Raw genomic sequence first — 25,855 nt, forward strand, 5'->3', positions numbered from 1 at the left:
CGAAACCTTATTGACTCACCGTAACTTATCGCTTTTAAAGAGATTACTTACAGGTGGTTTCTGCCCACCAGCACTCCCAATTAAGCTGTATCGTCAGCCACTCCCTTGCTGTGGTTTGCGTCGCATTTGCTAATGCCTGAGCCAACTCTTTGGAAAGCCGCATATTACGATTCAGCAACGCTTCAAGCTCCACCAGCGGCAATGAATTGGATAGAGCAAATTCGTTGAGGGTGAGTTCTTGTGCCCGAACCTCCTGGCCCAACTTATCCGCTATGTCCTGTGGTTCTTTCTTGTGAATTACTGGCAGTGCGAGATCGAGGTGTTGGCACCAGTCTTTGCCAAAGTGCTCGTTAGCCAACTGAGCGACAACAACACCTGCATGACGGATGCGATAGTCGGAGTTCAGGCAGTGTGAATAGAAGGCGATAAAAGGCAAGATAACCAGCAGGGTATTGCCGTCGTTGATTGGGGCGTAAAACAGTTTTACACCGGCAAAGCGATTAGCGGTGAAAGTGATGGACTGGCCGGAAAATGCCGAACGGTAATCGTCAACATAGCTATTGCCAAAACACACAATTACCCGAGGTTGGTGTTCTTTAACCCAGCGCCTTAGCATAGGAAAACGATAATCCCGGTGGGCTTGTTTGTAGGACTCTTTTGTTCTGCAGCCGGTAACTTGCTGCAGATTCGAAGTAAAGAACTGATTGTTTTCCCGGGGTGAGGTGAGGGTGTAGATGTTGCCTTTGTAGGTGTCTGAATCGGCATCAAACATTCGAGTAGCGTGGAACACGCTGGCGTAGTGCTCCGTTGGCTGACCCAGCATAGCGGCATAGAGTTTGGTCAGTTTGTTGTTGTATTGGTAATCGTCTGGGAAGACTTTCCGGTAGTCACCACTCACATAAGGGTGCTCTTGGTTGATCACCAGATCGGGTGTTTGCACCTGATGTGCGTCGCCACCCCACTCCAGACCAAAGAACCAGACAGAGCTATTGATATTGCCACCGTCACAGCCGCTGGGGGTTTGAATCCATTTAACAAAGTCGGGGTTCAATACCAAATCTGTCATGTTCAGTGCTTCCTAACGATCTAATTCAACGAGCTTGCAGTTGCTGGTTTACTCCTAACCCCATGAATAAGCAAGTTTTTGTTGGCAGATTAATAGCGAGGCTTATTGTTGGCATCGAAGTTGTCGCCTGGCGCCAGCCGCTGCCCCCAATTAGTGAATACAGCTGATCTGCCCCGTTGTTTAAACGGCCGAAGGCTGAGGTGTCAGCCGTTGTTGTTTAGCATGGCGTCGCCTTTGATCTTCTGGGTCATGAAATCCAGGAAACAGCGGGTCTTCAGCGGCACGTAGCGGTTTTGCGGGTACACCGCATTGATGGGGTAGCGCCGGTAGTACTGGTTGAGCACTTGCACCAGTTGCCCCGACTCCAGATATTTCCCCACCAGCCACCTGGGCATAAAGGCGATGCCGGTGTCTGCCAGCAGCATTTCCAGCAGCCCGGAGCCGGTGTCGCACTGAAAATTGCCCGTTGCTCGTACCGAGGTATCGGGCTTCTGATTGGTAAAGCTCCAGGTCGCCCCCTCGGATGACAAGCTGTAAACAAGGCAGTTGTGGTTGGTCAGTTCGCTGGGGTGCAGTGGAGCAGGGTGCTTGGCCAGATAGCCAGGCGAGCTGACCAGAATAAGGTCATCGGACCCCAAGGGCCGTGCGATCAGGCTGGAGTCTTCCAGATTGCCAAGGCGTATCGCCAGATCCACCCCCTCTTCAACCAGGTTCAGCATCTTTTCGGTAAACTTCAGGTCTAACTGGATCTCCGGATAACTCGACAAGAACTCGGGGATCAGCGGCGCGACATACAGGCTGCCGAACATGGAAGGCAGCGTCACCCTGAGTTTCCCCTTGGGGGTGACACCGGCTGCCCTGACTTCTGATTCGGCTTCTTCTATCTCATGCAGAATGTTCACCACCCGGTCGTAGTATAACTTTCCCGTTTCGGTGAGGCTGTGCGTCCGGCTGCCACGGATCAACAGCTGCGCCCCCAGGTCCTTTTCCAGGGCCGCCACTCTCTTGCTGATGGTGGCTTGAGTGGTGCTTTCCTCTCTGGCGACGTCGGAAAAACTCCCCGACTCGACCACCCTGGCGAAAGAGCGCATCGCAATAATCATATCCATCGCAAGTCTTATTCCTGTTAGGAATGCCCACTATTCAAATTGGGCTGGATTTTATTGTGTTAGGAATAGCTTAGTCTAATCCCAGCACGAAAAGCCAGCACTGCTAGGCTAGATCTACTGCGCAGCAAAGCGCGCATTCAAGCAGTGCCCAGAGACGGAGAGATTTGCAATGAGTAGTTCTTCTTTACGCATCATACATCGTGATGCGCTTCCTCTAGGCGGCTTTGCCGGGATCGTCGAGACCCGCATGGCCATGAGCCCCAAGGTGTGGCCGCAGGTACAAGGAAACAGCCAATTAAGTCATGGGCTTGGAGACTTTATCTATCTTGCCAGTGGCTATTTTAAGCCTAACGACGGCGCGCCCATTCATCCTCATAACGACGTCGACATTGTCAGTGTCATCCTCAGTGGCTCTGTGGGACACAAGGGAACCCTGGGTGACGGCACCGTCATCGAAGGACCTGGCGTGCAGGTGCAGCGTGCTGGCACCGGCATGCAGCATGCCGAGTTCAGTCTGAGTGACACCAAGGCTGACATCATTCAGATCTGGTTTCGCCCGCCACAGGTGGGGCTGACGCCCGCCTATCAGAACTATGCCCTCAAGCCGGGGGAGTTGACGACGGTGCTTGGCGGCAACAACGACGGCAGTTTCGACAGCACCATGCGCTGTCAGGTCGGCTTCGTTCCCACCGGGCAAACCATCCGCACCGACAGCCCCTTTGTGGCGATGATTACTCAGGGCAGCGCCATGGCCAACGGCCAAGAGGTGAACGAGGGCGACCTTATCGAAGGGGAGCGCTTGACGCTGTCTTCCACCGAACCGTTTGGTCTGGTGCTTATCGGGGCCGCTTAACGGCCCGGCGTCAACAAAACATAGATATCAGAGTGAATTTCAGGAGTGTTTGTAATGAAAGTCGTTGCCTTTGGCGCCAGTAACAGCAAGGCGTCCATTAACAAGAAACTGGCGACCTATGCCGCTTCCATGGTGGAAGGGGCTCAGGTGGAGGTGCTGGATTTGAACGATTATCCGCTGCCGTTGTTTGGTGAAGATAAAGAGGCGGAAATTGGTCAGCCGCAACCGGCAAAGTCTTTTGTGGACAAGCTCGGCAGTGCCGATGCCATCGTGGTGTCTCTGGCGGAGCATAACGGTTCTTACACCGCGGCTTACAAGAACTTGTTCGACTGGGCCAGTCGAATCAACCGAGAGGTGTTTCAGCAAAAGCCGGTGATCTACCTTGCGACGTCGCCTGGCCCCGGTGGCGCCGCCAGTGTATTGGCTTCGGCCGTAGGCTCTGCCCAGTTCTTCGGCGCAGACGTCAAGGGCAGCCTGTCCATACCCAGTTTTTACGACAACTTCGACCTTGAGGCCGGAGTACTAAAGAGCGAAGTCATTCAACAACAACTTGCCCAGACCATGAGCACGCTGTTCACAGCGGAATAGGAGTCTTGTCATGAAAAACATCAAGCTATTGAATAAATTAGCTGCCGGGCTGTCTTTAGGCCTGTTCAGTTTGACCGTGAACGCTGGCGCTTTGCCGGTGTCCGCCACGGTGCTGGAGTTTGCCGACGACAATACCCTGTTCGTCGCGGACTCCGACGGCGGTCAGATACTGGCTTATTCGCTGCCGAAGGCTAAGCCGGCCACCGCATCCACCAGCTTCAACCTCGAGGGAGCGGGCAGTCAGATCGCCAAACTGCTGGGCGTGGATAGCCTTGCCATCGATTACCACGACATAGCCGTTCACCCGGTGAGCAAAGAGGCGTACATCTCGCTGTCGACTCAGTCCAAGGGCAGCAGAACCCCGGTGGTGGTGCGCGCCAATCAGGCCGGCGAGTTTGCCAAGGTGGATCTGGCGTCTCTGCCGAAGACGGTTAAGAAGCTAACTGCCACCGCCACCGATGACGTTACCTTCTGGCGCGACATCCCGGCCACTACACTGGGGATCACCGATCTGGACTACGTCAATGGCACCCTGTACGTCTCCAGCCTGTCCACCGGTGAGTTTGCGTCGACGTTGCGTAAGTTGTCTTATCCGTTTGATGACAGCTCGACCAGCTCCAACATCGAGATCTACCACACGGTGCACAACCAGACCGAAACCCGGGCGCCGATTCGTGCCATGACCGTGCTTGAGCTCGATGGCGTTGAGACCGTGGTCGCCGCCTACACCTGCACCCCGTTGGTAACCATTCCAGCGAGCAAGCTCAATGATGGCGCCCATGTGAAGGGTAAGACCGTGGCCGAGCTCGGTTATGGCAATACCCCCTTGGATGTCATTCACTTCTCTGCCCAGAATCAGCAGCAACAGATGGAGGAGTTTGTTCTGGTGCTGCACAAGGAGCGCAGTGCCGATTTGATTCGTGTCGCGGATCTGGCGGCGGCCAATAAGCAGCCAGGGTTGTCTACCCCGGAGATGTGGGCCAAGGCCGGTGTGGCGACGCGCCCGGTCCCGCTGGCGGGAGTGCTTCAGGCGGCGGATCAGGATGCCCAGTTTATCGCCACCCTGAAACGAAACCTGGTAACCGGAGACATGGATCTGGTCTCTTTCCGTAAAGGCGCCTATTTCCGCCTTAACGACTTCATCAGTGAGTACAACTTCTCAGACTACAAGTACTTGCCGGAGCAGGAGATGTTCAGGAACTTTCAGAACCTGTTGAAGACCGATGCCGGGTATAGCGACTTGGTTCGTCAGCTGGAGGAAAAATAATGCGAATGCCGCTTCTGTTCAGCGTTGTGGTGGGGCTGGCCTTAAATAGCCCACTTGCTCAGGCTGTCTCCTGCGATGCCCCTTCGGAAGCGACTCTGGTGTCGGCAGTCTACCCCACTGCCGACCGCCTGCCGGAGAATCTGCTGCGTTTCTATGTCTATTTCTCCGCCCCCATGGATCGCGGCGATATTCTGAAGTCGGTCTATTTGACCGACGCTCAGGGCAACCGGCAGCAAGGAGTGTTTCTGGATAACAAGTTCGATCTCTGGAGTCCGGACAGTCGCCGTTTGACGCTGTTATTCGATCCCGGAAGAGTTAAGACCGGGTTGGTGGCCCATAATGCGATGGGGCGGGCGCTGACTCCGGGAAAACACTACCAGTTGGTGGTGGAGACTTCCGCCTCTGATGCCAAGGGCTGTCCACTGGGCAGTCGCTTTGTGAAGTCGTTCTTTGCGACCGAGGCGGATTATCAAACTCCGGATGTGGATGGTTGGCAGATTAGCCAGCTTCAGCCAGGCACCAGCAGCCCGCTGACCATCGATTTTGATGGCAAGATGGATCATGTCTCCCTGGCCTATCGGATTCGGCTGAAGGACGACGACGGCAATACGGTACCCGGTCGCATCGAGCTGGCAAAACAAGAGCAGCAGTGGTTGTTCTTCCCGGCCAGTCCCTGGGGGCAAAGGGGCTATCAACTGGCGGTCGAGCCGGTGCTGGAGGATGTGGCAGGCAATCGCATCGCGGGATTGTTCGATCAACCCAGCCTTGCCAGAGAAAGCGCCGCTACTGGTCAGGTGATCGCAATTGCTGTCGATCTAAAAGAGTAAGTCGTGAATAGAGCGGGCAGGGACAGCCTGGCTCTTTGCGATTAGACAGGTCAACCCCGCCCAGCGGGGGAGGCAGAAGGCGCTCAGGTCAATACTCCCCCTCTTTTTTGCTTTTTCTTTCATTATGAGCCGGGTCGCGGCAGTGAAGTGGTTCCAGCCTCGTGCCCGGCCTATCCTGCTGCAAGGCGGGCCCTTTTTTATTTTCTGTGCCTTTTCCCTATCTGCGTTTACGTCACCGAGTGATATCAGCAATCACTGCTGAGTGAACAACTCGAGATTCGCTGGCAGTCAATGGCATTGGTCGCTGTAAGCCATTTGCCATGGCCGGTTAAGTGGCACTGGCGCCATGTTTGCCGGCATGGCACGGTTGCGGCCTGCGGTTGGGCATGGCTGGTACGGGCTGTCCCCTTAGATGGCGGGCTTTATTGGGGGGAGTGCATTGCCTTCGACGTTAAAAAGCGCGCTTGAGCAAGCGGGCGCAGAGGCAACCTTTTCTGCTTATTGAGGCGCAGCGGTCCTGCTCGTCGGCACCTTAGCCCCGTTGCCTTACATTCGCAACCGCCTAGATTTAGTACTGTCCGGCATTCGGCCCTATTCAGTAATTGCGACCTCTAATTCCAATAATCGCACTGATGGGCCTGTGGCTATCTCCTATTGCGGAGTGGGGGAGAGGCGCAGTGGCGCCGGGCGCCAAGTATATCGGTGCGCGGAACGTGCCCGGTAATCAAGGAACTGAGATTGCATTACATGGAGAACGTAATGACCCCAAGTATCACCCGACCACTCCTGGCGGGGCTGATGTTATGCTCCGCCTGTGTCTTCGCCGATGAATACGGCTCGACAACGCCCCCAACCAATCAGCCGATGCCTGCAGCCAGCGACAGCCTGTGCGTGGCCCAGGATAACTGGGCGCCGTTTGAGGCGGTACAGATGCCCGACGGCAACCAGTTTTCTTCCGACACCAGCTGTGATTTTCATCGCTGGTCGTGGCAGATGTTCCTGTGGCTGATGCAGGACGACGGCAAGGGCGAGCCCCGTTTTCTGGGGTTTGATTCCCCCTATGATCTGCTGGGTATCGACAACCGTGAAAGCCTGTTGCCGCGCTTAAGCAAGCAGGGGGGCGCCCGCTCGATGGACGAGTACCTGCAGGCGGGTACCGAAGGAATTCTGGTGGGAAAAGACGGCAAACCGGTGTACTACTCCCAGTACATCAATCGTGAATTTGTCGATTTCATCAATGAACATGAGCTGACGGATTTCGAAAAGGTGCAGGCGTTCGATCCCAACACCTCGTTCGACATCAACGTGGCCGAGTTCAAGGCCGCCTGGAAAATTGTCGACAAGGCCACCGCCGACAGCGGCGAGTTTTTGATCACCCGGCAGTCGGTGTTCAAGCTGGTGAACCGCAACGGCAAAATCGTCGTGGATGTGAACCAGTCCAGTGAGGAGTATCTGGCGCTGGTGGGCTTTCACATTGCCGGCGTGGTCGAGGGCCACCCAGAGATGATCTGGGCCACGTTCGAGCACAAAGACAACGCGCCGGATGTGCCCACCAACGTGCAACCCGACACCGTCGTCTCTGACAAGGATTGGACCTTCTACACGGCCAACACTCCGTACTCCCAGTGCAACATCAACTACGCGTCGTCGCCACAGTTGACCCTGGACGAAGCCAGCCAAACCTTAAGTCCCACCACCGAAGTGTGTCGCCGCTTTGCCTGGGGCAATAACGCCAATCAGATGACCTATGCGGTGCCCACCAACATTCAGGTGGTGCAGCAGCTCAACGACAGCACCCTGTCCCTGTTGGATCAGAGTAAGGCGCAGTTGCCAGCGGATCGCAACTGGCTGAAAAATTACTTCGAAGTGTCGGCCATCTGGTTTCGTCGCAACGACGGCCTGGAGCCCAACATGACCCTGGCGACCGACTTTGATGACAACGGCAAGCAACTGCTGATCGGCGGGCTGCACCTGTCCAACTCCACCATCGAAACCTTCACCCAGACTCAGAGCACTATGGACAACTGCTTTCGGTGCCACAACACCAGCCAGCGCTTCCCTCCCAGTGGTGCTGAAAACCTGGCTCCCCTTAAGGGCATGAACCTGAACATCAGCCATGCCTTTATGAACATCTATTTCTGGGATCAGGAGATGAAACTCAAAGCCCAATCGGCCGCAGCGAAACAGTGAGGGAACCACTATGAGCAATCAAACCTATTTTCGAGTCCACCCAGCCATTAACTTTGCCCGGGTGGGCAACAGTGACGATTTTTACATCGCCCCGGAGACCGCCGCCGGCGAACTGCTGGATCAGGACACCGGCCTGTTTGGTGGCCTGCCCATTCGCTGGGGCACCGAAGACACCCCCATTACCGCCGAAGACTTTCGCGACGCTGAGCAGAAGGTGAAACGGCAGGCGGCCCGGTTTCGGATCTTCGCCTACGACCAGCCTCAGAGCCGCTACCCCAGCAACGACAAGGGCACCGAGATTCGCATCGGCAGCCAGGTGGGGGGCAAGACCGTCAAAGACATCATCTGGACCGTGCACCTGGCCAACAAGAAGAACAACAACTTCACCATCGAAGATGCCGATGGTCAGGAGCTGGGCATCGCCAGCTATGAGAACGGTCAGACGCCGCCGCTGCGCAACCTCAGTTATGGCACTCAGGCCGACAGCGACGAGCGCCGTTCTAAGCTAGTGATCGACGCCGGACCGCGCACCATCTGTTCCAGCCAGCAGGGCGGTGAAGCCATCGAATTCGATGCCGATACCACCCCGAGTTATTGCGACGATAACGGTCGAATCTGCTCGGCAGACAGCTACCCCATCAGCTTTCCTGGCGACCACTTTAGCAACCTGAATCCTGGCTCCGGAGACATCACCACCCTGGGCCAGCTGCGGATCGAGCCAGGCAGCGGCCGGTTGGTGGTCACCGGTGGTTATGGCAACGCCTTTGCGTTCCCCAATGCCAAAGGGCAGGCGCCGACGCTGGATCACGCCATCGACAACGACGGTTGGTTTGACGATGTGGCCGATGGCCCGGTCAACGCCACCGTGGTGTTTGATGATGGCAGCACTCAGCAGGTGGTGGCCGGCTGGTTTGTGTCTACCGATCCGGCCTACGCACCACAGACCCGCAATGTGGTCTCCACCTGGGACGACGTGTTCAATACCTGGGTCGAGGAACTGGCACTGATGCCGTCGCTGTTTGCCGGCGGTCAGTACAACACCGATTTCCCGGCCTCGTTTAACGGCGATGTGTTGCCGGTGCTGCACGGCGCCCTGTTGCAACGCTGGAACACCAACCTGCCCAACGCCGGTGTGCAGGGCCACAACTTCATCGGCCGCATTAAGCCCACCGATGATCCGAAGCAGAAGATTCCCAACTTCAAGGCGCTGATCCGTGACCCTAATGACCCGGCACAGGATGAGGTGGGCACCAAGATGCCGTTGGCACTGGGTGATGCCAAGCGCAGTTTCCTGTCGCTGTCCAAGACCCAGTACTTCCTGCTGCAGCAGTGGTACGAAGGCCTCAGCCAGGAGGCGGCGCCGGAACTGGGCGTGGGTGAAAAGCTCGATAAGGTGGTGTTGGAAAACTGCCTCGGTGGTCGCTATTCACCGGGAATCGATCTGACCTTTGTGGTACGCGACGTCAACCTGTACCTCAGGAATGACGATCAGAGCAGTTACCCGGCGGTGGCCGGGCCGTTTCGGATTAACCAACAGCCGCTGGATTACGCCAGTGCCAGCCGTTCGCAGCCATTTTTGGGGATTGGCTACATTCCCCTTAATCCCATGGCGGTGGAGCCCGGTGACCTGAGCAAGTTCATGTCGCAGCCCTGGCATACCGACTACAACAGCTGTGCGGTGCACACGCCGGATCCTAACCCGGCGGGCAACAACACCCTGTACTGGTCGTGGCCGGCCCAGCGCCCGGTGCAGGTGTATCCGGCGCAGTTGTGTCAGTTTGATGAACATAAGCAGCAATGGAACCTGGGTGGGCAGTTGTTCAGTGTTCGGGGCGACAAAGAGGGCAGCGACAACCTGACCTATTCGCCGTTTCCACAAAACGAAGGCCGTTATCAGGAGTACCTCGATTTTCTGGCTAACTGGCATAAGACCGGTTTCATCATTCAGGGCTCGCAGATCCCGGCGTCCAAGGGCGGCAATTACGGCAGCGATAAATTCCTGGAGGTACAGAGTCTGTACGACTCCTACGGCCAAGTGGTGCAGCCCTGGCCGACGGCGGCGCTGGACAAACAAGACTAGCCAGCCATAGGAGTAACACCAACGCTGGCTGGCCCTGGGGTCAGTCAGCGTTGTTTTAGGAGGCAGTATGCGTACCGATAACGACGTAACGATTTTGGGGGCCGGGCCGGCGGGGCTGGCGACGGCATTGTCCCTGCATCAACAGGCCCCTTGGCTAAAAGTCGAGATACTGGACGCCGCCGATGCGCCACAGTTTAAGTTGGGGGAGACCCTGCCGCCGGCGGCGGGCGAAGTGTTGACCCGGTTGCTGGGCGAAGACAGTCGCTGGTTGTTGCGCAGCCAGCAGGTGTGTTCCGGCTCCATTTCCATCTGGCAGCAGCCCGAACCCGGACACAATGATTTCTTCTTTGATCTGTCCGGGCCGGGCTATCACCTGGACCGGGCCCGGTTTGAATCGGAGTTGGCCAGTCAGCTTAAGCGCCGCGACATCGGTCTGCGGCGACGGGTAAAGGTGCAGGGGGTGCAGCCGCAGGAGGATTGCGTAGCCCTTACCATAGCGGCACAACCTCGCCCGCTGCACAGCCGCTTTGTGGTGGATGCCAGCGGCGGCGCCCGTCAGGTGTGCCGGGCGCTGGGGGTGGCCGACAATACTCTGGATGAAGTGGTGTACCTGTGCGCGGTGCTGCCGTTGACTCCGGGCGGTTCGATGACCGACCGTACCCTGGTGGAGGCGCAGTCCTACGGTTGGTGGTACGCGGCCCGGTTGCCGGAACAGAAAGTGATGCTGATGCTGTGCTGCGATAAAGCCAGCATGGCGACGGCGTCGCTGGCCGACCCGGCGGTGTGGTTGCAGCGGGCTGAGGACAACCGTTTGTTTCAAACCCATCTGGCGCCGGTGTTGGCGGCGGCTCGGGTCGAAGGCCTGACACTGCTTCGCCGCTCGGCGCCGTCGGGAATATTGAGTAATGTGGTGGGGCGCCATTGGCTGGCGGTGGGGGATTGTGCCAGTCGCTATGACCCCATCTCTTCGGCGGGAATCACCAAGGCTTTGATGCACGGCGAGCTGGCGGGGCAGAGCATTGCCGACTACCTACAGCGGCCGGATGTGGCGGCGCTACAGCCCTATCAGCAGCAGGTGTTTGATGACTTCAATCAGTATCTGCAGCTGCGCCACTCCCTCTATGCCAGTGTTCAGCGTTTTGGCAACCAACCGTTCTGGCACAACCGCGCTACGGCCATGGGCTGAGCGGACTCAGCCCATGGCATCACTGGGGCTGCTTACTGAGTGTTCACCAGTTTTTCATCGCCCTTGTCTTTGTCGGACCAGAAGTTGATGTTGAACTGGGCGTCGTCGGACAGCTCGATGCGATGCCAGTACTGCGGTGGGCTGGTGGCAAACTGGCCAGCCTCAATGGTAACCACCAGCTCCGGCTCCATGGTGTCCTTGTCCGGGAAGCCGAAGTAGGTGACGCTGCCCTCCATTACGCACAGCTGGCCGAATACGCCGGCGGCGGTGTTGTGGTGGTTGAGCAGGGCCGCCGGTACCGTGTCTTTGGTAAAAAACGGGGTGGAACGTTGAATGGTCCAGTTGGCTGGAATGCGTAAGTGGCTCATGGTGTTCTCCTTACTCGGATTAATCAGCAATTCAGTTGGCGCAGTAGGGCAAAGCCCTGGGGCTGGTGATCACCACTGACCACAAACCCCTGCAGTTGATTGGCGTCGTTCAGTGCTTGGGCGGTGAGGCCGCCGTCGGTGATCTCCACCTGCCAGCGACTGGCGCTGTGGGTGTCACCGGCCAGTTGCATCGGCATCAGCGGCGTTTTCACCTTTACCATCATCGGCGCACCATGGCGGGCGGTGTCGGTGCCGCACAGGGTCTGAGCCAGGGCGTTGGCGGCCAGCAGAATGGGTTGCAGGAAGGGCTCATGTTTGCCCTCCACTTCGGCACAGTCGCCCAGGGCGAATACCTTAGGGTCGCTGCTTCGCAGCTGGTTGTCTACCACTATGCCTTTGTTGACCATCAGGCCGGCGGCCGCGGCCAGGGCGGTGTTTGGCATCAGGCCGATGGCGCAGATGGCCTCGTCTACCCGGTGTTGCTGGCCGCTGGTCATGGTGGCGACCAGGGCGTCGCCATCGCGGTTCAGGCGTCGCAGTGAATCATTCATTGCCAGGGTGACGCCCTGTTGTTGCAACACGCCCGCCAGTTGGGCGGAGATGAACGGTGGCAATAGCTGTGGCAGCACCCGCTCGGCACGGTCGCACAACACCACCTGGCGCCCGGCGCTGGCCAGATCCATCGCCATCTCGGTGCCGATTAAACCGGCGCCAATCACCATCACCGACTGTGCCCGGGACAGGCGCTGCTCCACCTTGTGGTAGGCATCTAGGCTGTTGAGGGTAATCAGGTTGCCACCGGCATCACCGTCGATCACCGGCACCATGGCCGAGGCGCCGGTGGCCAGCACCAGTTGTTGGTAGTCGACGCTGCCGCCGCTGGTCTCCAGCCGCTGGTTGGCGGTGTCGATGGCCTTGACTCGAGTGTGGGCCATCAGGGTCAGGTTCATCTCCTCGGCGAACACCTCGCCCCGGCGCTGAATCAGCTGTTTGGCAGGCTGGCCCTTGCTGAACACATGGCTGATCTCAGGCTTGGAGTATTCGTCGCCGCTGCCCTGGGTGATCAGGGTTATGGGACGGTCGCTGTCCAGGCGCCGCAGCGCCTTGACCAGTTGGTAGGCCGCAAAGCCGCTGCCGACAATCACCAATGGGGCACTCATGCTGCGTCCTCCTTTTTCACCGCTTCGAACACCTGCTTGCCGATGCCGCATTCCGGGCACAGGAAGTGATCCGGTACCTGTGACCAGGGCGTGCCCGGCGCAACCCCTTGGTTGGGTTCACCGTCGGCGCTGCGGTAGACCCACTGGCACACGGTGCACAGCATGTCGGTTTCGTCGTTGCCGCATTGCTTGGTGGGTGCCTCGGTTTGGGCTTCGCTGTTTACTTCAGCCTGAGCCGGGGTGGCCGGGTGGGGCACGACGTCGTTGGGGACGGATTTAGGAGCAGGTTGCTCGACGGGGGCCAGTGCCCACTGGCGTGCCAGTTGGCGGCCGTGTTCGCGGCATTCATTGAGGGCGTTGCCATCGGGTTTCCATTTCACTTTCAGGCTGGCGGCGGTGTCGAAACCGGCGTCCTGCAGCCGCACCTGAATGCGGTCGACGGCGCCGCCATTCCAGCCGAAGCTGCCGAAGGAGGCGGCGCGTTTGTTTTTGAATCTGAGGCCGGTGATCTCCTCCAGCATGGCGGCGATTTTTGGCATCATCACGTTGTTCATGGTGGAGGAACCCACCAACACCGCCTTGGAGCGGAACAGGTTGGACAATATCTCGTTCTTGTCGTGTTTGGAGACGTTGAATACTTTTACCGCCACTTTCGGGTCGATATCATGAATGCCCTGGGCCAGAGCATCGGCCATCATTCGAGTATTGCCGGACATGGAATCGTAGAACAGGGTGATGCGATCCTCTTGATAGTCGTCCGCCCACTTCAGGTATTTCTCGATGATCTGTATCGGGTTGTCACGCCAGACGATGCCGTGGGAGGTGGCGATCATGTCAACCGGCAGGTTGAAGCTCAGCACCTCTTTAATCTTGGCGGTGACCAGGGCGCTGAACGGAGTCAGAATGTTGGAGTAGTAGCGCAGGCACTGCTCCTCCAGTTCGGCCTGATCCACTTCGTCGTTGAACAGGTGTTCGTCGCAGTAGTGCTGGCCGAAGGCATCGTTGGAGAACAGCACCGCGTCGCCGGTCAGGTAGGTCATCATGCTGTCGGGCCAGTGCAACATCGGCGCTTCGATGAACACCAGTTGCTTGCCGTTGCCGATGTCGACACTGTCGCCGGTTTTCACGGTGTGGAAGTTCCAGTCCGGGCGGTGATGGTGGCCGGTGATGGAATCGATGGCATTTTCACTGCAGTAGATGGGGGTACCGGGGATCTTCTCCAGCAGGGCGGCCAGGGCACCGGCGTGGTCTTCTTCGGCGTGGTTGATGACAATGAAGTCGATGCTGTTCAGATCCACTTCCTGGCTGAGGTTATGGACAAATTCGTGGCTGAAACGGTGATCGACGGTATCGATGAGTACGGTCTTCTCCTCCCGAATCAGGTAGCTGTTGTAGCTGGTGCCTTTTGGCATCTTAAACTCGGTGCCGTGGAAGTCGCGCACTTCCCAGTCCCGTTGTCCGACCCAGTGGATGTTGTTCTTAACGTGAATTGCCATGGTGTAGCCTCAGAGTTCAATCAAATGTGGTTTGCTTGTCTGAGTTATTGCAGTGTCCGTGCCAATAATTAACTGATTGAATTTAATGTGTATTTAAAATTGTTATTGTCATTTCGACACTAATCGACTAGTGTCATTAAGACAGTGTCTTGTCATTTTGACATAGGAAAGGTACCCATGAGTTTGCAGTTGGATGAGTTTGCCGAACTGGCGTTGGATTTGACCTCTGGCCTCTCCGATGCCGACCGGTTTCAGCGGCTATTGACCACCATTCGGGATCTGGTGGCCTGCGATGCGGCGGCGCTGCTAAAGCTCAGTGACCATCACTTTGAGCCCCTGGCCACCAATGGCATGGAGGCCGAAGTGCTGGGGCGGCGTTTTGTCATTGCCGATCACCCCAGGCTCGAGGCCATCGCCCGTGCCGGCGATGTGGTGCGTTTTCCCGCCGACAGCCAGTTGCCGGATCCCTACGATGGCCTGATTGCCAACCACCCCAGCGATCTGAAAGTGCACGCCTGCATCGGTTTGCCGCTGCTGGTGAATCAACGCTTGATAGGGGCGGTGACCATCGACGGCTTCAACCCCAATCAGTTTGACGGTTTCAGTGACCGCGAGTTACGGGCGGTGACGGCGCTGGCCGCCGCCAGCCTTAACAACGCGCTGTTGGTGGAGGAACTGGAGCTGTTGTCTGCCGGTGGCGGTGAACGCGTCGGCCGGCCTCAGTCGGCACCGCCAGGTGAGATCATCGGCCAATCGGCGGCGATGCTGGATTTGAAGCGAGAGATTGGCATTGTATCGTCTACGGATTTGACCGCGCTGGTGACCGGAGAAACCGGGGTAGGTAAAGAGCTGGTGGCGGAAGCGATTCATGCTCAGTCTCCTCGGGCTGCCCAACCTCTGGTGTACCTCAACTGCGCCGCGCTGCCGGAATCGGTGGCCGAAAGTGAGCTGTTTGGTCATGTGAAGGGGGCCTTTACCGGTGCCATCAGCCACCGCCAGGGCAAGTTTGAGATGGCCGATGGCGGTACCCTGTTTCTGGATGAGATTGGCGAGTTGCCGCTGTCGTTGCAGGCCAAGTTGCTGCGAGTGCTGCAGTACGGCGATCTGCAGCGGGTGGGCAGCGACCAGCCGGTTCAGGTGGATGTGCGGATTATTGCCGCCACCAACCGCGATCTGAAACAGGAGGTCAGCGACGGGCGTTTTCGTGCCGATCTGTACCATCGCCTCAGTGTGTTTCCGCTGTGGGTGCCGCCATTGCGCAGCCGCGGTCAGGATGTGCTGCTGTTGTGCGGCTTCTTTCTCGAACGCAATCGCAGCAAGCTGGGTCTGGCGGGATTGAGTTTGACCGACGCTGCCCAGGAGTCGGTGCGGAGCTACACCTGGCCTGGTAACGTACGCGAGCTTGAGCATTGCCTGTTCCGGGCGGCGGTGGTGGCCCGTTCGGCCCAAAGTGGTGATCACATTGTCATTGAGCCGGCGATGCTGCGATTGGGGCAGGCTTCGGCAAGCCCACAGCCGGAGGCGATGCAGCAGCAGGTGACTGAGGCCGGCGGGTTGCGCGACGCCACCGATCAGTTCCAGACTCGCCTGATTCAGCAGGCGCTGACCGCCGAGGCGGGCAACTGGTCGGCGGCGGCCAGGCGGCTGCAGATGGACAGCGGCAATTTGCACCGGTTGGCCAGACGACTGGGGCTGAAGAAATAGTGTGGCCAAGCTCAAGGCTGGTCAGCTGCGGTCAAGGCAGAGTTGACTATACTCAGAGTCACTTTTGGGGCGGCCGCTTGTTAGCCGCCAAATCCCAAGACTGCGGGAGACTGACCATGCGTACTCTGGTTGAGACCATCATGGCGTCACTGTACCTGTTTGCACCGGTGATTGACGGTGACGAGCAGGATCTGTCCGATTTGGACTGAGACTCTGACAAAAGAAAAGCCAGCCTTTCGGGGCTGGCTTTTTTTGTGGCTGTCGAACATTGTTTGCGCCGAGACGGGTGCCAGTCGTCGCCTCAGGCGGCTTGCATGTGGCGAATAATGTAGTCGATAAACACCCGGGTTTTAGGCGCCAGTTGTTTGTTGGAGGCGTAGTAGATCATAAACGGCGGTCGGTCGGCACAGTAGTCTTGCAGAATCTGCACCAGCGAACCGTTATCCAGATAGGGCTGGGCAATCTTGGCGGCGGCCAGGGTGATGCCGATGCCGTCTTTGGCCAACTCCAGTCCCAGCTCCACATTGGTGGTGGAGACATTGGACTTCATCTGATCCTTGCTGAACGCCTGACCATCGGGGCTGCAAAAAGTCCACGGCACCAGTCGTTGGCTGGAGGCCATGCGATAGCGGACGCAGTTAAAGCGGTCCAGATCGTCCGGGTGGGTGGGGATGCCATAGCGGTGCAGAAAATCCGGTGAGGCCAGGGTGACCAGTTTCACCGGCCCCAAAGTGCGGGCCACCAGGCGACTGTCGGCTTGAAGGTGGTTGCCAATGGCCACATCGATGCCCTCCTTGACCATATCCACCACCCGATCTTCGAAACGCAGATCCAGCTCAATCTCGGGGTAGCGGTCGAGGAAGGGGCGAACCAAGGGCAGTACGTATTCGCGGCCATAGCTGTAGGGCAGGCTGACCCGCAAGCGGCCACTGGGACGTTCGGTAAAGGACTGAGCGGTCGCCAGAATGTCGCTGAGCTCATTCACCACCGGTGCCACCTTTCGGGCGAAGGCGCGGCCCTCGTCGGTCAGCGACAAGTCGTGGGTGGTGCGGTGGAACAGCCGTACCCCCAATGCCACTTCCAGAGACTTGATGCTTTTACTGATGGCGGCGGGGCTGACGCCAAGCTTACGGGCGGCGTCGGAAAAGCTGTGGGTCTGGGCGGCGCTGATGAAGGCCGGCAGGTAGCGGCTCAGTTCAATGTTCATTGCTTTTAACTGGTGGTTTAAATTGTTTTGAGTTTGTTGATACTACAGGTTTTAACAGCGCAAGGTAAGATAGGCGTACGGATTGCCAGGCAGTCCGAGCCGTAACTGCTTATCTGACCTGTCAGCTAAGGATTTAGGAAGGCGATTTCATCAACCCTTGTAAGACTGGATGTCTGTACTTCATTCCCGCTGGTTGCCGTTGCAGCCATTGCCATGGGAGGCCAAAGCACCACGGAGGGTGCCTTTTTTTTGCCTGTTTTTTGTGGCTATTCCACTCCGTAGGTTCGTTCTGCTGGCTGCAAAAAGCGCTCTAAGCGAGTGGTCATGGCCTGTTTGAGCCACAGTGGGCCGTGGTCGGTCATGTCGTTGTGGCGGGCGTGAGCAATGGTGGTCACCTCAATGGCGTGGCTTGAGGGCAGCTCGTTAGTGGTTGGCAGTACCCCCTCATCGGCGGCAAAGTCACTGGCTCTAATAGACAAAACGGCGATGTTTGGATCTCTGGGCAGGGGCACTCGGCGGTGGTCCAGAGTAACCAGTTGCTTAACGTAGCCACCCTGATGGGCCGCCAGCCAACTGGACAGATCGCCACCGTTTGAGTGACCAATTAACAGCAGGTGGTCAAAATCGAAGCTTGAATAGTCGGGCTGCAAAGACCGGCGCAGGAATTCCAGCGTGGCTGCTCCCCGAATCCAGTTTTCCTGTCGTTGCAGGTACAGGTTACCGCTGACTGCCAGCGGCGGATCCGATGCCAGTTCATGGCCAACCGTAATCACCAGGTAGTTCATGTTAATCAGAGGCTGCACCATAAACTGGTAGTCCCGATGAGAGACACCATAGCCAGCGCTAATCAAGGCCACCGGACAAAGGGCGGACTGCCGGCATTGTTGGGGTGCGACAGGCTGGTGCACCTCAATGGGGATCGCCCGACCCCGCCGCGAGTCGATGACGGTGGTTGGTGCGGCGATGGCTCCTGCGATCCACAGCAAGAGCAATAGGGGAGTCAGTGATTGGGCCATGCCGTTGACGTTCCGTTTCATCCAGTCCGTTTGTGTGGGCTACTCACCCAGGGCGATTTCATGCAGGCTGGCCTCTTTGGCGTGACTGGCCTGCCATTTCAGCAGTGGCGCCTTTAACTTGGCCAGGGCCTCTTGGTCGCGGTAGAAGATCAATAAACAGCCGGCCTGGCGGTAGTCGGTCTGGCCTTCGCCATCAGGACACTGATACGCCAGCATGGCGTACAGTTCCTGAGTGGCATTGCTGATGTAGGCGGACTTCTCAAAGCAGGAGTGGGCCCGACAAGCGGTGGCCAGGTAGGTGTGTTTGTCCAGCATCACCAGCGGCTCCGGTGGCCCCCCCAAGCCAGCCAGAAACTGCTCTTGGGTCGGCGCTTGCCAGAAATACTGCTGCTGGTGGTCGCCAAAAAAGGCCTGGGTGTGTTGACGGAAGTGGTTGTCCCATACCAGCTGATTGCTGTTGTGGTAGCTGGACAGGTCAAATCGGTCCGCCAACGCCTGAGGGCTGAGGCTAAGGCAAAGTAAAAGCAGTAAAACGGGTTTCATCATAGCGTTGTCTTCCCTAGTCATCCTCAGAGGAGGGGGGTGAAGCCAGCAAGGGTTCCGGTAGTACACCGGTTTGAATCAGGCGCTCTTTGCAGGGTTTGCTCAGTTGCTTGATCTTATATTCCAACTTCGATGCTTCCGAGCGGTTTCCCACTTCGGTATGAAACGCCAGGGTCAGCGGCCCTTTGCCTCGCAGTGCCTTGGCGCCGGTGCCATTTTGGTGCTGATTGAAGCGCCGGGGGACATCGGTGGTGATGCCGGTGTACAGGCTGCCACTGCGGGTTCGAACCAGGTAGAGCGACCACAATGACATCAGAATGCGACCACGATGCCCTTGGTTTTCCACAGGTGCGGGCTGCGGAACGCGTACTGGTAAGGTGGGTGCATCAGCAGCAATACCGCGGCGAACATGACGATAAATTCGGCGATATGCAGTAAATCAAGATTCTCAAAGGTGTAGATCAACCCCATCAGCAACATGAACGCAAAGCTGACGATCACCAGTCCGGCATTCAGCCTCGCCATCCACAGCGCACCAATCGGCACCTGGTAGGCGAAGCCGAAACAGGGGTAGATCAACAGGGTGCTGATGGACAGCAAACACCAATGGGCGAAGCTGGTCTGTGGCGTAAGTAGCATTGCCATCAGGGACAGTACTGCCACCAGCAGTACTCCCCAGAACAGCAGTTGCCAGCGTGACATAAACAGGACTTCCTTTGTTGCGTGAACCATGGTCTCAGAACTTGGTGCTGGGTGTTATTGACTACAGGATAATGGCTAACGAAGGCCCTGTAAATTATTGCTACGGCTGAGCTAATACGGTTTTTCCGCTGCCAGGGTTTGCAGGTCGGCCAGCAGCAACCTGGGGTGCAGGTAGCTGGTGGAGTAGATATTGCGGATTCGGTTTTGCGGGTCGATGAGGTACACCCGCAGCAGGTGCGACAGCATGCCGGTGGCCTGACCCTGGGGGCCGATCACCGGGGTCACCCACTGGTTGTAGCTGTCCAGAATCGGCTGCAGCTGTTGATGGCCTTCGGTGGTGACAAACTCCCATTGGCCCAGGGGGGACCGGAAATGGCGGCCGTAGGCTGCCAGAATGTGAGGCGGGTCGTTGTCCGGGTCAAAGCTCAGGCTCACCAGTTTGACCCGTTGGCTGAGGCTGCGGTGTTGGGTGATCTGTTTCTGCAACTGCGCCAGTACGTAACTGGCCAGCGGACAGCCGTTGGGGTCGGGGCAGTGGGTGTAGATAAAGCTCAGTACCACCAGCTTGTCGTCAAAAATCTGGTGCAAACGGCGGCGCTGACCGGTGTCCAGCAGCACCTCACCATCGGCGGCGCTGCCGATGACCGGCAGGGAGTAGCTGCCAGCAGCGGGAGCCGGGAACGCCAGTGGGAAGTAGCCGGGGGCGGTTTTGGCCGCGCCCTGATGGTCTCGATGTGGATCTTCACTGGCGCAGAGGCTCGCGGGTAGGACCAGGGTGGCCAGCAGCAGCCATTTTAGACCGACAGAGACAATGCTCATGGGCTTACCTCGGCAGTGGTGGCCGCGTTTTGGGGGTTGGCCCCATACAGAGCGTAGGCCGACAGCCGCATCTGATGCGGGCTTCCGAGCTTCTGCTGGTGAAAATCGATGCTGAACTGAGGTAGCAGTTCCTTGCCGTTCCAGTGGTAGGCCTTGAAGTATTGCAGGTCTTCACCACTGGCGGACTCGGTTTTGTCCCAGTTGGCCAGTAGCGATGAGGTGTAGTACAGGCGCTTTCCGTCCCAGCTTTGCGACACCATGTTGACCTGCTCGCCAATCTTGAGCTGATACACCTGTTTGGGGGCCTTGGGGTTTCGAATGTCAAACAGGCGGGTGGTGCCGTCGTTCCAGGTGTTGACCCACAACTGGTCATCGCCACTGGAGATGGAGATGTCCACCGGCAGCGGCATGGCGGCGGCATCGCCGATGTTGGCGACGGTGGCGGCGTGCCAGCGGCGTTTGGCGTCCATGGACACCAGCCACAATTTCGAGGTTAGGGCGGTGGTGGTAAAGCAGTAGTTATGGGAGGGATCCCAGGCACAGCGGATCTCCAGCGGCGCCCCCGGCACCTCCAGTACCTGCTGAGGCTGGCGAGTGTGCAGGTTCCACACCACCATGGTGTTGCCGAACCGGGCCAGCCGCTCCGGACTGGACACCACGTCGGACAGTGGCGCCATGTAGTTGTCGTGACCGGTAAAGGAGCTGGAGACCATCACATTGAGCCGGGGCAGGGCCCGCACGTCGTAGCCATAGCCATCGGCGCCACTGAACAGGGAGTCTGGCGAGGCTTGATCCGGAATCCAGTGGGTGGCGATGTAGTCACCACCATTACTGTATTCCACCAGTGCGGTGCGGCCGCCCTGATCTTTGTTGTTGGACAGGCCGGTGAGCAACATGCGACCGGGGAGGGCGTAATGAGTGTGCGGGCCGATCACGCCGCCTGAGGCGCTGACAAAATCGTCGATCACCTTGTGCAGTTTAGGCTTGGCCGGATTGCTGTAGATGTCGAAGACAAAGATCTTGGAGCTGTCGAGGCCGCCGGCCCACAGGAAACGGCGGTCGTCGGTGAAGCCGCTGTGGTGAGCTTCATGGCGGCCTCCCACCGACAGGGAGTGGATAACGGTGCCGTATTGCCGAGAGGCCGGGTTGACATCTATGGTGACCAGTTTGTCCTGGCCGTCCCCTACGCCTTCAACGCCCAGAGTCCAGACGTACACCAGATCTTCCTGGCCGGTGATTTTGGCCATGTAGGGCGACATGCAGGTTTCGTCAGCCTGCAGCGGGGCAGTGGCCACCACGGTGGCCCAGGCAAGCAGTAAAGCCAGACGCATAACGTACTCCACAGTGGCGTTGGCCACGGTCAGGATCGAACCTATTAAGTGTAGACAGGGATCACCAGGAGGCGAGGGGCGTCACCAGGCTGGGCGCCACAGCGTTAACTGCGGTACACTGCGTGGATCACTCCCTCTGTTTGTTCGCCTTCATGTCTTTGCCCATCGATGTTCTGCACCACTCATTTGTCTCCCAGCTTGAGCACCACCACCTGGTGGTGGAGTCGCAAACCGGCTCCGGTAAATCCACCCGTTTGCCACTGTGGGCGGCCGAACGCGGCCGAGTGTTGGTGGTGGAGCCGCGGCGGGTGGCCTGTGTGGCGTTGTCGCAGTTTCTGAATCGGCAGTCACCGCTGGCCATTGGCCATGCCATCCGTTTTGAATCCACGGTGGACGAGGCCACTCGGGTGGCCTTTGTCACTCCGGGAGTGGCGCTGCGCTGGCTCAGCGAAACCGGTTTGTCTGGATTTGAGACGGTGATCATCGATGAGTTTCATGAACGCCGTTGGGACACCGATCTGCTGTTGGCGTTGCTGAAAAAACGCGCCGCCCATCGGTTGGTGCTGACGTCGGCCACCATCGACGGCGCCCGCCTGTGTGAGTACCTGCAGGGGGAGCGCTTGCAGGCGCAGGGGCGCCAGTTTGAGGTGACCATTCAGCACCGTGCCCGCGATGGTCAGCAACTGGCGGACGATCGCAACCTGTCGCAGCGGGTAAAGGAAGCGGTGGTTGAGGGGTTGGCGCAGACGTCCGGTGATGTGCTGGTGTTCCTGCCGGGCAAGCGTGAGATTCAGCAGTGTCAGTCGGCGCTGACCGAGTTGGACGTGCAATTGGTGCCGCTGCATGGCTCGGCCAGCAACGACGCTCAACGAGCGGCACTGCAGCAGGGGCCGCGGCGGCGGGTCATTCTGGCCACCAACGTGGCGGAAACCTCGTTGACCATTCCCGGGGTGACCTGCGTGGTGGACTCGGGGCTGGAGCGGCGAACCCATCAGCGCAACGGCCGCACGGTGTTAGGGTTGCACCGCATCTCCAAGGCCAGCGCCGCCCAGCGTGCCGGCCGGGCCGGGCGGGTTGAGGCCGGCGTCTGCTATCGACTGTGGGGCCAGCATGCGCCCCTGGAAGGGTTAACGCCGCCAGAGCTGCAGCGTGAAGAGCTGGTGGAGCCGATGCTGGCGGCGGCTTGCTCTGGTGAGGTCATGGCGTCGCTGCAGTTTGTGGATGGCTTGCCGGACAAATCGCTGACTCTGGCCCGGGACAAGCTGCTGCAGATGCAGGCCATCGATGGCCAGGGACGGGTCACCGACCATGGTCGGCGTTTGTATCCGTTGCCCATCGACACCCAGTTTGCTCATCTTATTACCGCCATGGATGACAAGGGCTGTCGCGAAGCCATGGTGGATCTGGCGGCGGCGCTGAGTATCGGTGCCCGCTTGTGGCAGCCGCCCACCTCGGAAGCGGGACTGAAGGCCCTGAAAGCCTGGCAGCCGCTGGCGTGCGACGCCATGACCCTGGTGCAGTTGTTGCGACGGCCACTGCCGGAAGCGCTGAGCTGTGACCCTCAGCTGCTGGCTGAGGCGCGGTTGCTGGCCAATCAGATTCGGCAAGCGTTGAGCCTGCCGCAGCTGTCTGCGGCTACCCCGGTTGATCGGGCACAGTGGCTGGCGGCGGTGATTCGTGCCCAGCCAGATCTGGTGTTTGTGCGGCGGCAGAAACGTCGTCAGGCTCTGGGTAATGGTTTTGCCGAGGTTCAGCAAGGGCGCGACAGCCGCTTCGATGACGCCGATGAGGCGGCGGTGGTGTTTGACCAGTTTTCCCTGCCGGGACGAGGCACCCGCCAGACGCTGAACCTGGCCACCTGCATGGCGCCGGTGACTCTGAAATCCCTGCTGGCCGCCGGCCTGGGGGAGATGCAGGCGCCGGTGCTGCAGGAGGATGGCGTCACGCTGATGGCGTCGGTGATCTACGCTGGCCGAACCCTGGGGGAGACGGAATGCACCGACAGCGCCGATTTGACCCTGGATCTGTTGGTGGAACAGATCCTCAGTGGTAAGCACTTTGTCGACGTCGGAACACGCCTGCGCCGGGACCTGTGGGCCTGGGAGTTGTGGCTGGCCCTGGGGCAGGGGCAAGGCGAGCTGCCGGCATCGGCGGCGGACTGGCTGCGGCAGCGGTTGCAGTCGTTGGGGGTGGAGACCGTCGAGGATCTTGAGCTTATCGAAGAGGAGGAGCTGGTGTTTGAGGGGATACCCCAATGGCAGCGGCAGGAGTTTGATGAGCGGTTTCCGTCTCGGCTCACCCTGGCGGAGCTGAAGCTCACGGTGGAGTACGATTGTTCCCGTAAGCGGGTCACTGTTGTTTATGAACAGGGTAGCCGCAAAGCGGGGCCAAAGCGCTGGGAGTTACCGCGTTGGCAGGGGTGGCGGATTTTTTATCGTAAGGCCAGCCGTACGGTTGCGGTTTTGTAAAATTGTCAAATTTTGGCGCTAAATTCATGGGTGACCCAAGTCTAGAATGTGGCATTTTTTCGGGAAAATGTTTCAATCTTGGCTCTTACTTTTCTCAAAAGTTTGATCCAAAATAAGTTTTTGGGGGAATACCCCCAAAGGGGTATGCCTGTCTTTTGGGCAGTTAACTATCATGCAACTCGAGAGATAAAAAAAAGCCTCGGAGAGGATGAGATGAAACCTATGAATAAAATTGCTTTGGCTGTAACCATCGCTGCACTGAGCGGTTCTGCATTTGCTAAGAACAGCCCAGAAGACGCTAATAACCTGACCTGGAAAGAGAAGTATCCTGAGCAGTATGCTTCTTGGGCCAGCACCATTGAATCTACCGATAAAGCCGACATCCTGGAAGCCGACCCTATGGTTGTGCTGATGTTTGGCGGTTACGGTTTTGCGAAAGACTACAACAAGCCACGTGGTCACCAGTTTGCGGTTATCGATAACATCCGCAGCCTGCGTACCGGTGGTCCAATGACCGACAGCGAAGGCCCAATGGCGGCTTCTTGCTGGGGTTGTAAGACTCCTGACCTGAAGCGTATGTACGATCAGGTTGGCGAAGGCAACTTCTCTGAGAAGAAGTGGGGCGCTTGGGGCCATGAGATGGCTAACTCCATCGGTTGTGCCGACTGTCACGATGCCGAAACCGGCAAGCCAACTCCGGCTCGTCCTTTCGCCATGCGTGCATTTGCCGCTTCTGGCCAGAAGTTCGAAGAGCAAGAGCCTAACATTCAGGCTGCCATGACCTGTGGTCAGTGCCACGTTGAGTACTACTTCGACGGTACCGACCACAAGAACGTTAAGTTCCCTTGGGACGGCGGCATGGACGTTGACTCCATCCTGGCTTACTACGATGCCCTGGGCTTCAAAGACTGGACTCACAAAATCTCTAAAGCGCCTATGCTGAAGGCCCAGCACCCTGAGTGGGAAACCTGGCAGCAGAGCACTCACTATGAGATGGACGTGACCTGTATCGATTGTCACATGCCTAAGACCACCAACGCTGCTGGTAAAGAGTTCACCAAGCACAACGTTGGCAACGCCATCGACGCATTCGACCAGACCTGTTCTAACTGTCACGACACCAAGGCTGAACTGGTTGACGCCCTGGCGACTGCCAAGAAAGAGGTTCACGAAGCTCAACTGGCTGCGGAAGACGTGATTGTTAAAGCTCACTTCGACGCTGGTGCTGCTTGGGAAGCTGGTGCGACCGAAGCGGAAATGAAGGGCGCTCTGAAGCTCATCCGTCACGCTCAGTGGCGTTGGGACTACGCGATTGCCTCTCACGGTATCTATGCCCACAACCCAGAACTGGGTCTGGAGCAACTGGCTAAGGCCAAAGAGACCGGTGCCGAAGCACGTGCTGCTCTGAAGACCATTCTGGCCAAGCACGGCGTGAACAAGGTGACCTACCCTGACTACTCCACCAAGGCCAAGGCGCAAGCCATCGTAGGTCTGGACAAGTCTAAGATGGACGCTCAGAAGAAGAAATTCCTGGAACAACGCGTCCAGAAAGAGTGGCCAACAAAGGTAGAGTTTTAATCTCTCATTCTCACACGCACGAGAATAAAACCCGACCTTAAAGACGCCCCCGCAAGGGGGCGTTTTTTTATGCCTGATTATTGGTCGATGGCATTAAGGAGCCTGTTGGATTTAGGTCTGAGCGCGGGGCTATGGTTGTGTGCCTTTCCTGTTGGTGACTGGTGCTGATGGGAGTCATGATGCGAAAGGGGGCCGTGCTTCCGAGAGGGCGGAAACCGACAACTATCTGAATCACGGAGGTCTTATTATGGGTGTCTGGTTAGTGCGATCTCGAAAGGGGGCGGTGCTTCCGAGAGG

22 protein-coding genes are annotated in these 25,855 nt (G+C 58.1%); 10 read left to right on the forward strand and 12 right to left on the reverse strand.

Features of this window, described 5'->3' with window-relative positions:
* Positions 1–43 precede the first annotated feature (43 nt).
* Positions 44–1,066, reverse strand: coding sequence for a helix-turn-helix domain-containing protein (locus H598_RS0103120; RefSeq protein WP_028111697.1), 1,023 nt, complete (start codon positions 1,064–1,066; stop codon positions 44–46).
* Between the two features lie 203 nt (positions 1,067–1,269).
* Positions 1,270–2,175, reverse strand: coding sequence for a LysR family transcriptional regulator (locus H598_RS0103125; protein WP_028111698.1), 906 nt, complete (start codon positions 2,173–2,175; stop codon positions 1,270–1,272).
* A 169-nt stretch (positions 2,176–2,344) separates the two neighbouring features.
* On the opposite strand from H598_RS0103125, the gene H598_RS0103130 reads away from it, so the two are divergent.
* The 7 genes from H598_RS0103130 to H598_RS0103160 all read left to right on the forward strand — a co-directional run bounded on the left by H598_RS0103130 (position 2,345) and on the right by H598_RS0103160 (position 11,166).
* Complete coding sequence (locus H598_RS0103130) at positions 2,345–3,028, forward strand: pirin family protein (RefSeq protein ID WP_028111699.1); 684 nt, start codon at positions 2,345–2,347, stop codon at positions 3,026–3,028.
* A gap of 54 nt (positions 3,029–3,082) precedes the next feature.
* Positions 3,083–3,616 (forward strand): NADPH-dependent FMN reductase, encoded by a 534-nt coding sequence (locus tag H598_RS0103135; protein ID WP_028111700.1) that lies wholly within the window; start codon positions 3,083–3,085, stop codon positions 3,614–3,616.
* Between the two features lie 10 nt (positions 3,617–3,626).
* Positions 3,627–4,883, forward strand: a complete 1,257-nt coding sequence (locus H598_RS0103140) for a hypothetical protein (protein WP_028111701.1) — start codon at positions 3,627–3,629, stop codon at positions 4,881–4,883.
* Positions 4,883–5,710 (forward strand): hypothetical protein, encoded by an 828-nt coding sequence (locus H598_RS0103145; protein WP_028111702.1) that lies wholly within the window; start codon positions 4,883–4,885, stop codon positions 5,708–5,710. The genes H598_RS0103140 and H598_RS0103145 overlap by 1 nt, the downstream gene beginning before the upstream one ends.
* A 759-nt stretch (positions 5,711–6,469) precedes the next feature.
* Positions 6,470–7,900, forward strand: a complete 1,431-nt coding sequence (locus H598_RS0103150) for a hypothetical protein (protein WP_051252334.1) — start codon at positions 6,470–6,472, stop codon at positions 7,898–7,900.
* Positions 7,901–7,910: 10 nt separating this feature from the next.
* The gene (locus H598_RS0103155) at positions 7,911–9,980 is read left to right on the forward strand and encodes a LodA/GoxA family CTQ-dependent oxidase (RefSeq protein WP_028111704.1); all 2,070 of its coding nucleotides are present in this window, start codon (positions 7,911–7,913) and stop codon (positions 9,978–9,980) included.
* A gap of 67 nt (positions 9,981–10,047) precedes the next feature.
* A complete protein-coding gene (locus H598_RS0103160; RefSeq protein WP_051252336.1) occupies positions 10,048–11,166 on the forward strand; it encodes an NAD(P)/FAD-dependent oxidoreductase in 1,119 nt (372 codons plus the stop codon).
* Between the two features lie 32 nt (positions 11,167–11,198).
* Here the strand turns inward: H598_RS0103160 and H598_RS0103165 are convergent, their stop codons facing one another.
* From H598_RS0103165 to norV, 3 genes are read right to left on the reverse strand one after another with little or no spacing between them, the layout of a single operon-like run.
* A complete protein-coding gene (locus H598_RS0103165; RefSeq protein ID WP_028111706.1) occupies positions 11,199–11,534 on the reverse strand; it encodes a TehB family protein in 336 nt (111 codons plus the stop codon).
* Between the two features lie 23 nt (positions 11,535–11,557).
* Positions 11,558–12,694, reverse strand: a complete 1,137-nt coding sequence (gene norW, locus H598_RS0103170) for an NADH:flavorubredoxin reductase NorW (RefSeq protein WP_028111707.1) — start codon at positions 12,692–12,694, stop codon at positions 11,558–11,560.
* Entirely contained in the window at positions 12,691–14,190 is a 1,500-nt protein-coding gene (gene norV / locus H598_RS0103175; RefSeq protein ID WP_028111708.1) for an anaerobic nitric oxide reductase flavorubredoxin, read from the reverse strand. Before norV ends, norW begins: the two co-directional genes overlap by 4 nt.
* 177 nt (positions 14,191–14,367) lie before the next feature.
* On the opposite strand from norV, the gene norR reads away from it, so the two are divergent.
* Positions 14,368–15,894 (forward strand): nitric oxide reductase transcriptional regulator NorR, encoded by a 1,527-nt coding sequence (norR, locus tag H598_RS0103180; RefSeq protein ID WP_028111709.1) that lies wholly within the window; start codon positions 14,368–14,370, stop codon positions 15,892–15,894.
* A 301-nt stretch (positions 15,895–16,195) separates the two neighbouring features.
* On the opposite strand, the gene H598_RS0103190 is transcribed toward norR, so the two are convergent.
* The 7 genes from H598_RS0103190 to mtoX all read right to left on the reverse strand — a co-directional run bounded on the left by H598_RS0103190 (position 16,196) and on the right by mtoX (position 21,512).
* The gene (locus H598_RS0103190) at positions 16,196–17,101 is read right to left on the reverse strand and encodes a LysR family transcriptional regulator (protein WP_028111710.1); all 906 of its coding nucleotides are present in this window, start codon (positions 17,099–17,101) and stop codon (positions 16,196–16,198) included.
* Positions 17,102–17,367: 266 nt separating this feature from the next.
* Positions 17,368–18,138 carry an alpha/beta hydrolase gene (locus H598_RS0103195; RefSeq protein WP_245595544.1) on the reverse strand — a complete coding sequence of 257 codons (771 nt, stop codon included), beginning with the start codon at positions 18,136–18,138 and terminating at the stop codon, positions 17,368–17,370.
* Positions 18,139–18,156: 18 nt separating this feature from the next.
* A complete protein-coding gene (locus H598_RS0103200; protein ID WP_028111712.1) occupies positions 18,157–18,663 on the reverse strand; it encodes a hypothetical protein in 507 nt (168 codons plus the stop codon).
* 13 nt (positions 18,664–18,676) lie between these two features.
* Positions 18,677–18,973 carry a GIY-YIG nuclease family protein gene (locus H598_RS0103205; protein WP_035415184.1) on the reverse strand — a complete coding sequence of 99 codons (297 nt, stop codon included), beginning with the start codon at positions 18,971–18,973 and terminating at the stop codon, positions 18,677–18,679.
* Positions 18,973–19,362 carry a hypothetical protein gene (locus tag H598_RS0103210; RefSeq protein ID WP_028111714.1) on the reverse strand — a complete coding sequence of 130 codons (390 nt, stop codon included), beginning with the start codon at positions 19,360–19,362 and terminating at the stop codon, positions 18,973–18,975. The genes H598_RS0103205 and H598_RS0103210 overlap by 1 nt, the downstream gene beginning before the upstream one ends.
* A gap of 111 nt (positions 19,363–19,473) precedes the next feature.
* On the reverse strand, positions 19,474–20,181 hold the full coding sequence (locus H598_RS0103215; protein ID WP_028111715.1) for an SCO family protein: 708 nt from the start codon (positions 20,179–20,181) through the stop codon (positions 19,474–19,476).
* Positions 20,178–21,512 carry a methanethiol oxidase gene (mtoX, locus tag H598_RS0103220; protein ID WP_051252338.1) on the reverse strand — a complete coding sequence of 445 codons (1,335 nt, stop codon included), beginning with the start codon at positions 21,510–21,512 and terminating at the stop codon, positions 20,178–20,180. Before mtoX ends, H598_RS0103215 begins: the two co-directional genes overlap by 4 nt.
* A gap of 122 nt (positions 21,513–21,634) precedes the next feature.
* On the opposite strand from mtoX, the gene H598_RS0103225 reads away from it, so the two are divergent.
* Both H598_RS0103225 and H598_RS0103230 read left to right on the forward strand, forming a co-directional pair.
* Positions 21,635–23,980 carry a helicase-related protein gene (locus H598_RS0103225; protein ID WP_245595545.1) on the forward strand — a complete coding sequence of 782 codons (2,346 nt, stop codon included), beginning with the start codon at positions 21,635–21,637 and terminating at the stop codon, positions 23,978–23,980.
* 222 nt (positions 23,981–24,202) lie between these two features.
* Positions 24,203–25,558 carry an ammonia-forming cytochrome c nitrite reductase subunit c552 gene (locus H598_RS0103230; RefSeq protein ID WP_245595546.1) on the forward strand — a complete coding sequence of 452 codons (1,356 nt, stop codon included), beginning with the start codon at positions 24,203–24,205 and terminating at the stop codon, positions 25,556–25,558.
* Positions 25,559–25,855: the final 297 nt, after the last annotated feature.

Source organism: Ferrimonas kyonanensis DSM 18153, assembly GCF_000425405.1.
Classification (GTDB): domain Bacteria; phylum Pseudomonadota; class Gammaproteobacteria; order Enterobacterales; family Shewanellaceae; genus Ferrimonas; species Ferrimonas kyonanensis.

Excerpts from the sequence above, each read along its gene's own strand:
- H598_RS0103120 (WP_028111697.1), bottom strand. The coding sequence starts at position 1,066 with ATGACAGATTTGGTATTGAACCCCGACTTTGTTAAATGGATTCAAACC.
- H598_RS0103125 (WP_028111698.1), bottom strand. The coding sequence starts at position 2,175 with ATGGATATGATTATTGCGATGCGCTCTTTCGCCAGGGTGGTCGAGTCG.
- H598_RS0103130 (WP_028111699.1), top strand. The coding sequence starts at position 2,345 with ATGAGTAGTTCTTCTTTACGCATCATACATCGTGATGCGCTTCCTCTA.
- H598_RS0103135 (WP_028111700.1), top strand. The coding sequence starts at position 3,083 with ATGAAAGTCGTTGCCTTTGGCGCCAGTAACAGCAAGGCGTCCATTAAC.
- H598_RS0103140 (WP_028111701.1), top strand. The coding sequence starts at position 3,627 with ATGAAAAACATCAAGCTATTGAATAAATTAGCTGCCGGGCTGTCTTTA.
- H598_RS0103145 (WP_028111702.1), top strand. The coding sequence starts at position 4,883 with ATGCGAATGCCGCTTCTGTTCAGCGTTGTGGTGGGGCTGGCCTTAAAT.
- H598_RS0103150 (WP_051252334.1), top strand. The coding sequence starts at position 6,470 with ATGACCCCAAGTATCACCCGACCACTCCTGGCGGGGCTGATGTTATGC.
- H598_RS0103155 (WP_028111704.1), top strand. The coding sequence starts at position 7,911 with ATGAGCAATCAAACCTATTTTCGAGTCCACCCAGCCATTAACTTTGCC.
- H598_RS0103160 (WP_051252336.1), top strand. The coding sequence starts at position 10,048 with ATGCGTACCGATAACGACGTAACGATTTTGGGGGCCGGGCCGGCGGGG.
- H598_RS0103165 (WP_028111706.1), bottom strand. The coding sequence starts at position 11,534 with ATGAGCCACTTACGCATTCCAGCCAACTGGACCATTCAACGTTCCACC.
- norW (WP_028111707.1), bottom strand. The coding sequence starts at position 12,694 with ATGAGTGCCCCATTGGTGATTGTCGGCAGCGGCTTTGCGGCCTACCAA.
- norV (WP_028111708.1), bottom strand. The coding sequence starts at position 14,190 with ATGGCAATTCACGTTAAGAACAACATCCACTGGGTCGGACAACGGGAC.
- norR (WP_028111709.1), top strand. The coding sequence starts at position 14,368 with ATGAGTTTGCAGTTGGATGAGTTTGCCGAACTGGCGTTGGATTTGACC.
- H598_RS0103190 (WP_028111710.1), bottom strand. The coding sequence starts at position 17,101 with ATGAACATTGAACTGAGCCGCTACCTGCCGGCCTTCATCAGCGCCGCC.
- H598_RS0103195 (WP_245595544.1), bottom strand. The coding sequence starts at position 18,138 with ATGAAACGGAACGTCAACGGCATGGCCCAATCACTGACTCCCCTATTG.
- H598_RS0103200 (WP_028111712.1), bottom strand. The coding sequence starts at position 18,663 with ATGATGAAACCCGTTTTACTGCTTTTACTTTGCCTTAGCCTCAGCCCT.
- H598_RS0103205 (WP_035415184.1), bottom strand. The coding sequence starts at position 18,973 with ATGTCATTGTGGTCGCTCTACCTGGTTCGAACCCGCAGTGGCAGCCTG.
- H598_RS0103210 (WP_028111714.1), bottom strand. The coding sequence starts at position 19,362 with ATGTCACGCTGGCAACTGCTGTTCTGGGGAGTACTGCTGGTGGCAGTA.
- H598_RS0103215 (WP_028111715.1), bottom strand. The coding sequence starts at position 20,181 with ATGAGCATTGTCTCTGTCGGTCTAAAATGGCTGCTGCTGGCCACCCTG.
- mtoX (WP_051252338.1), bottom strand. The coding sequence starts at position 21,512 with ATGCGTCTGGCTTTACTGCTTGCCTGGGCCACCGTGGTGGCCACTGCC.
- H598_RS0103230 (WP_245595546.1), top strand. The coding sequence starts at position 24,203 with ATGAATAAAATTGCTTTGGCTGTAACCATCGCTGCACTGAGCGGTTCT.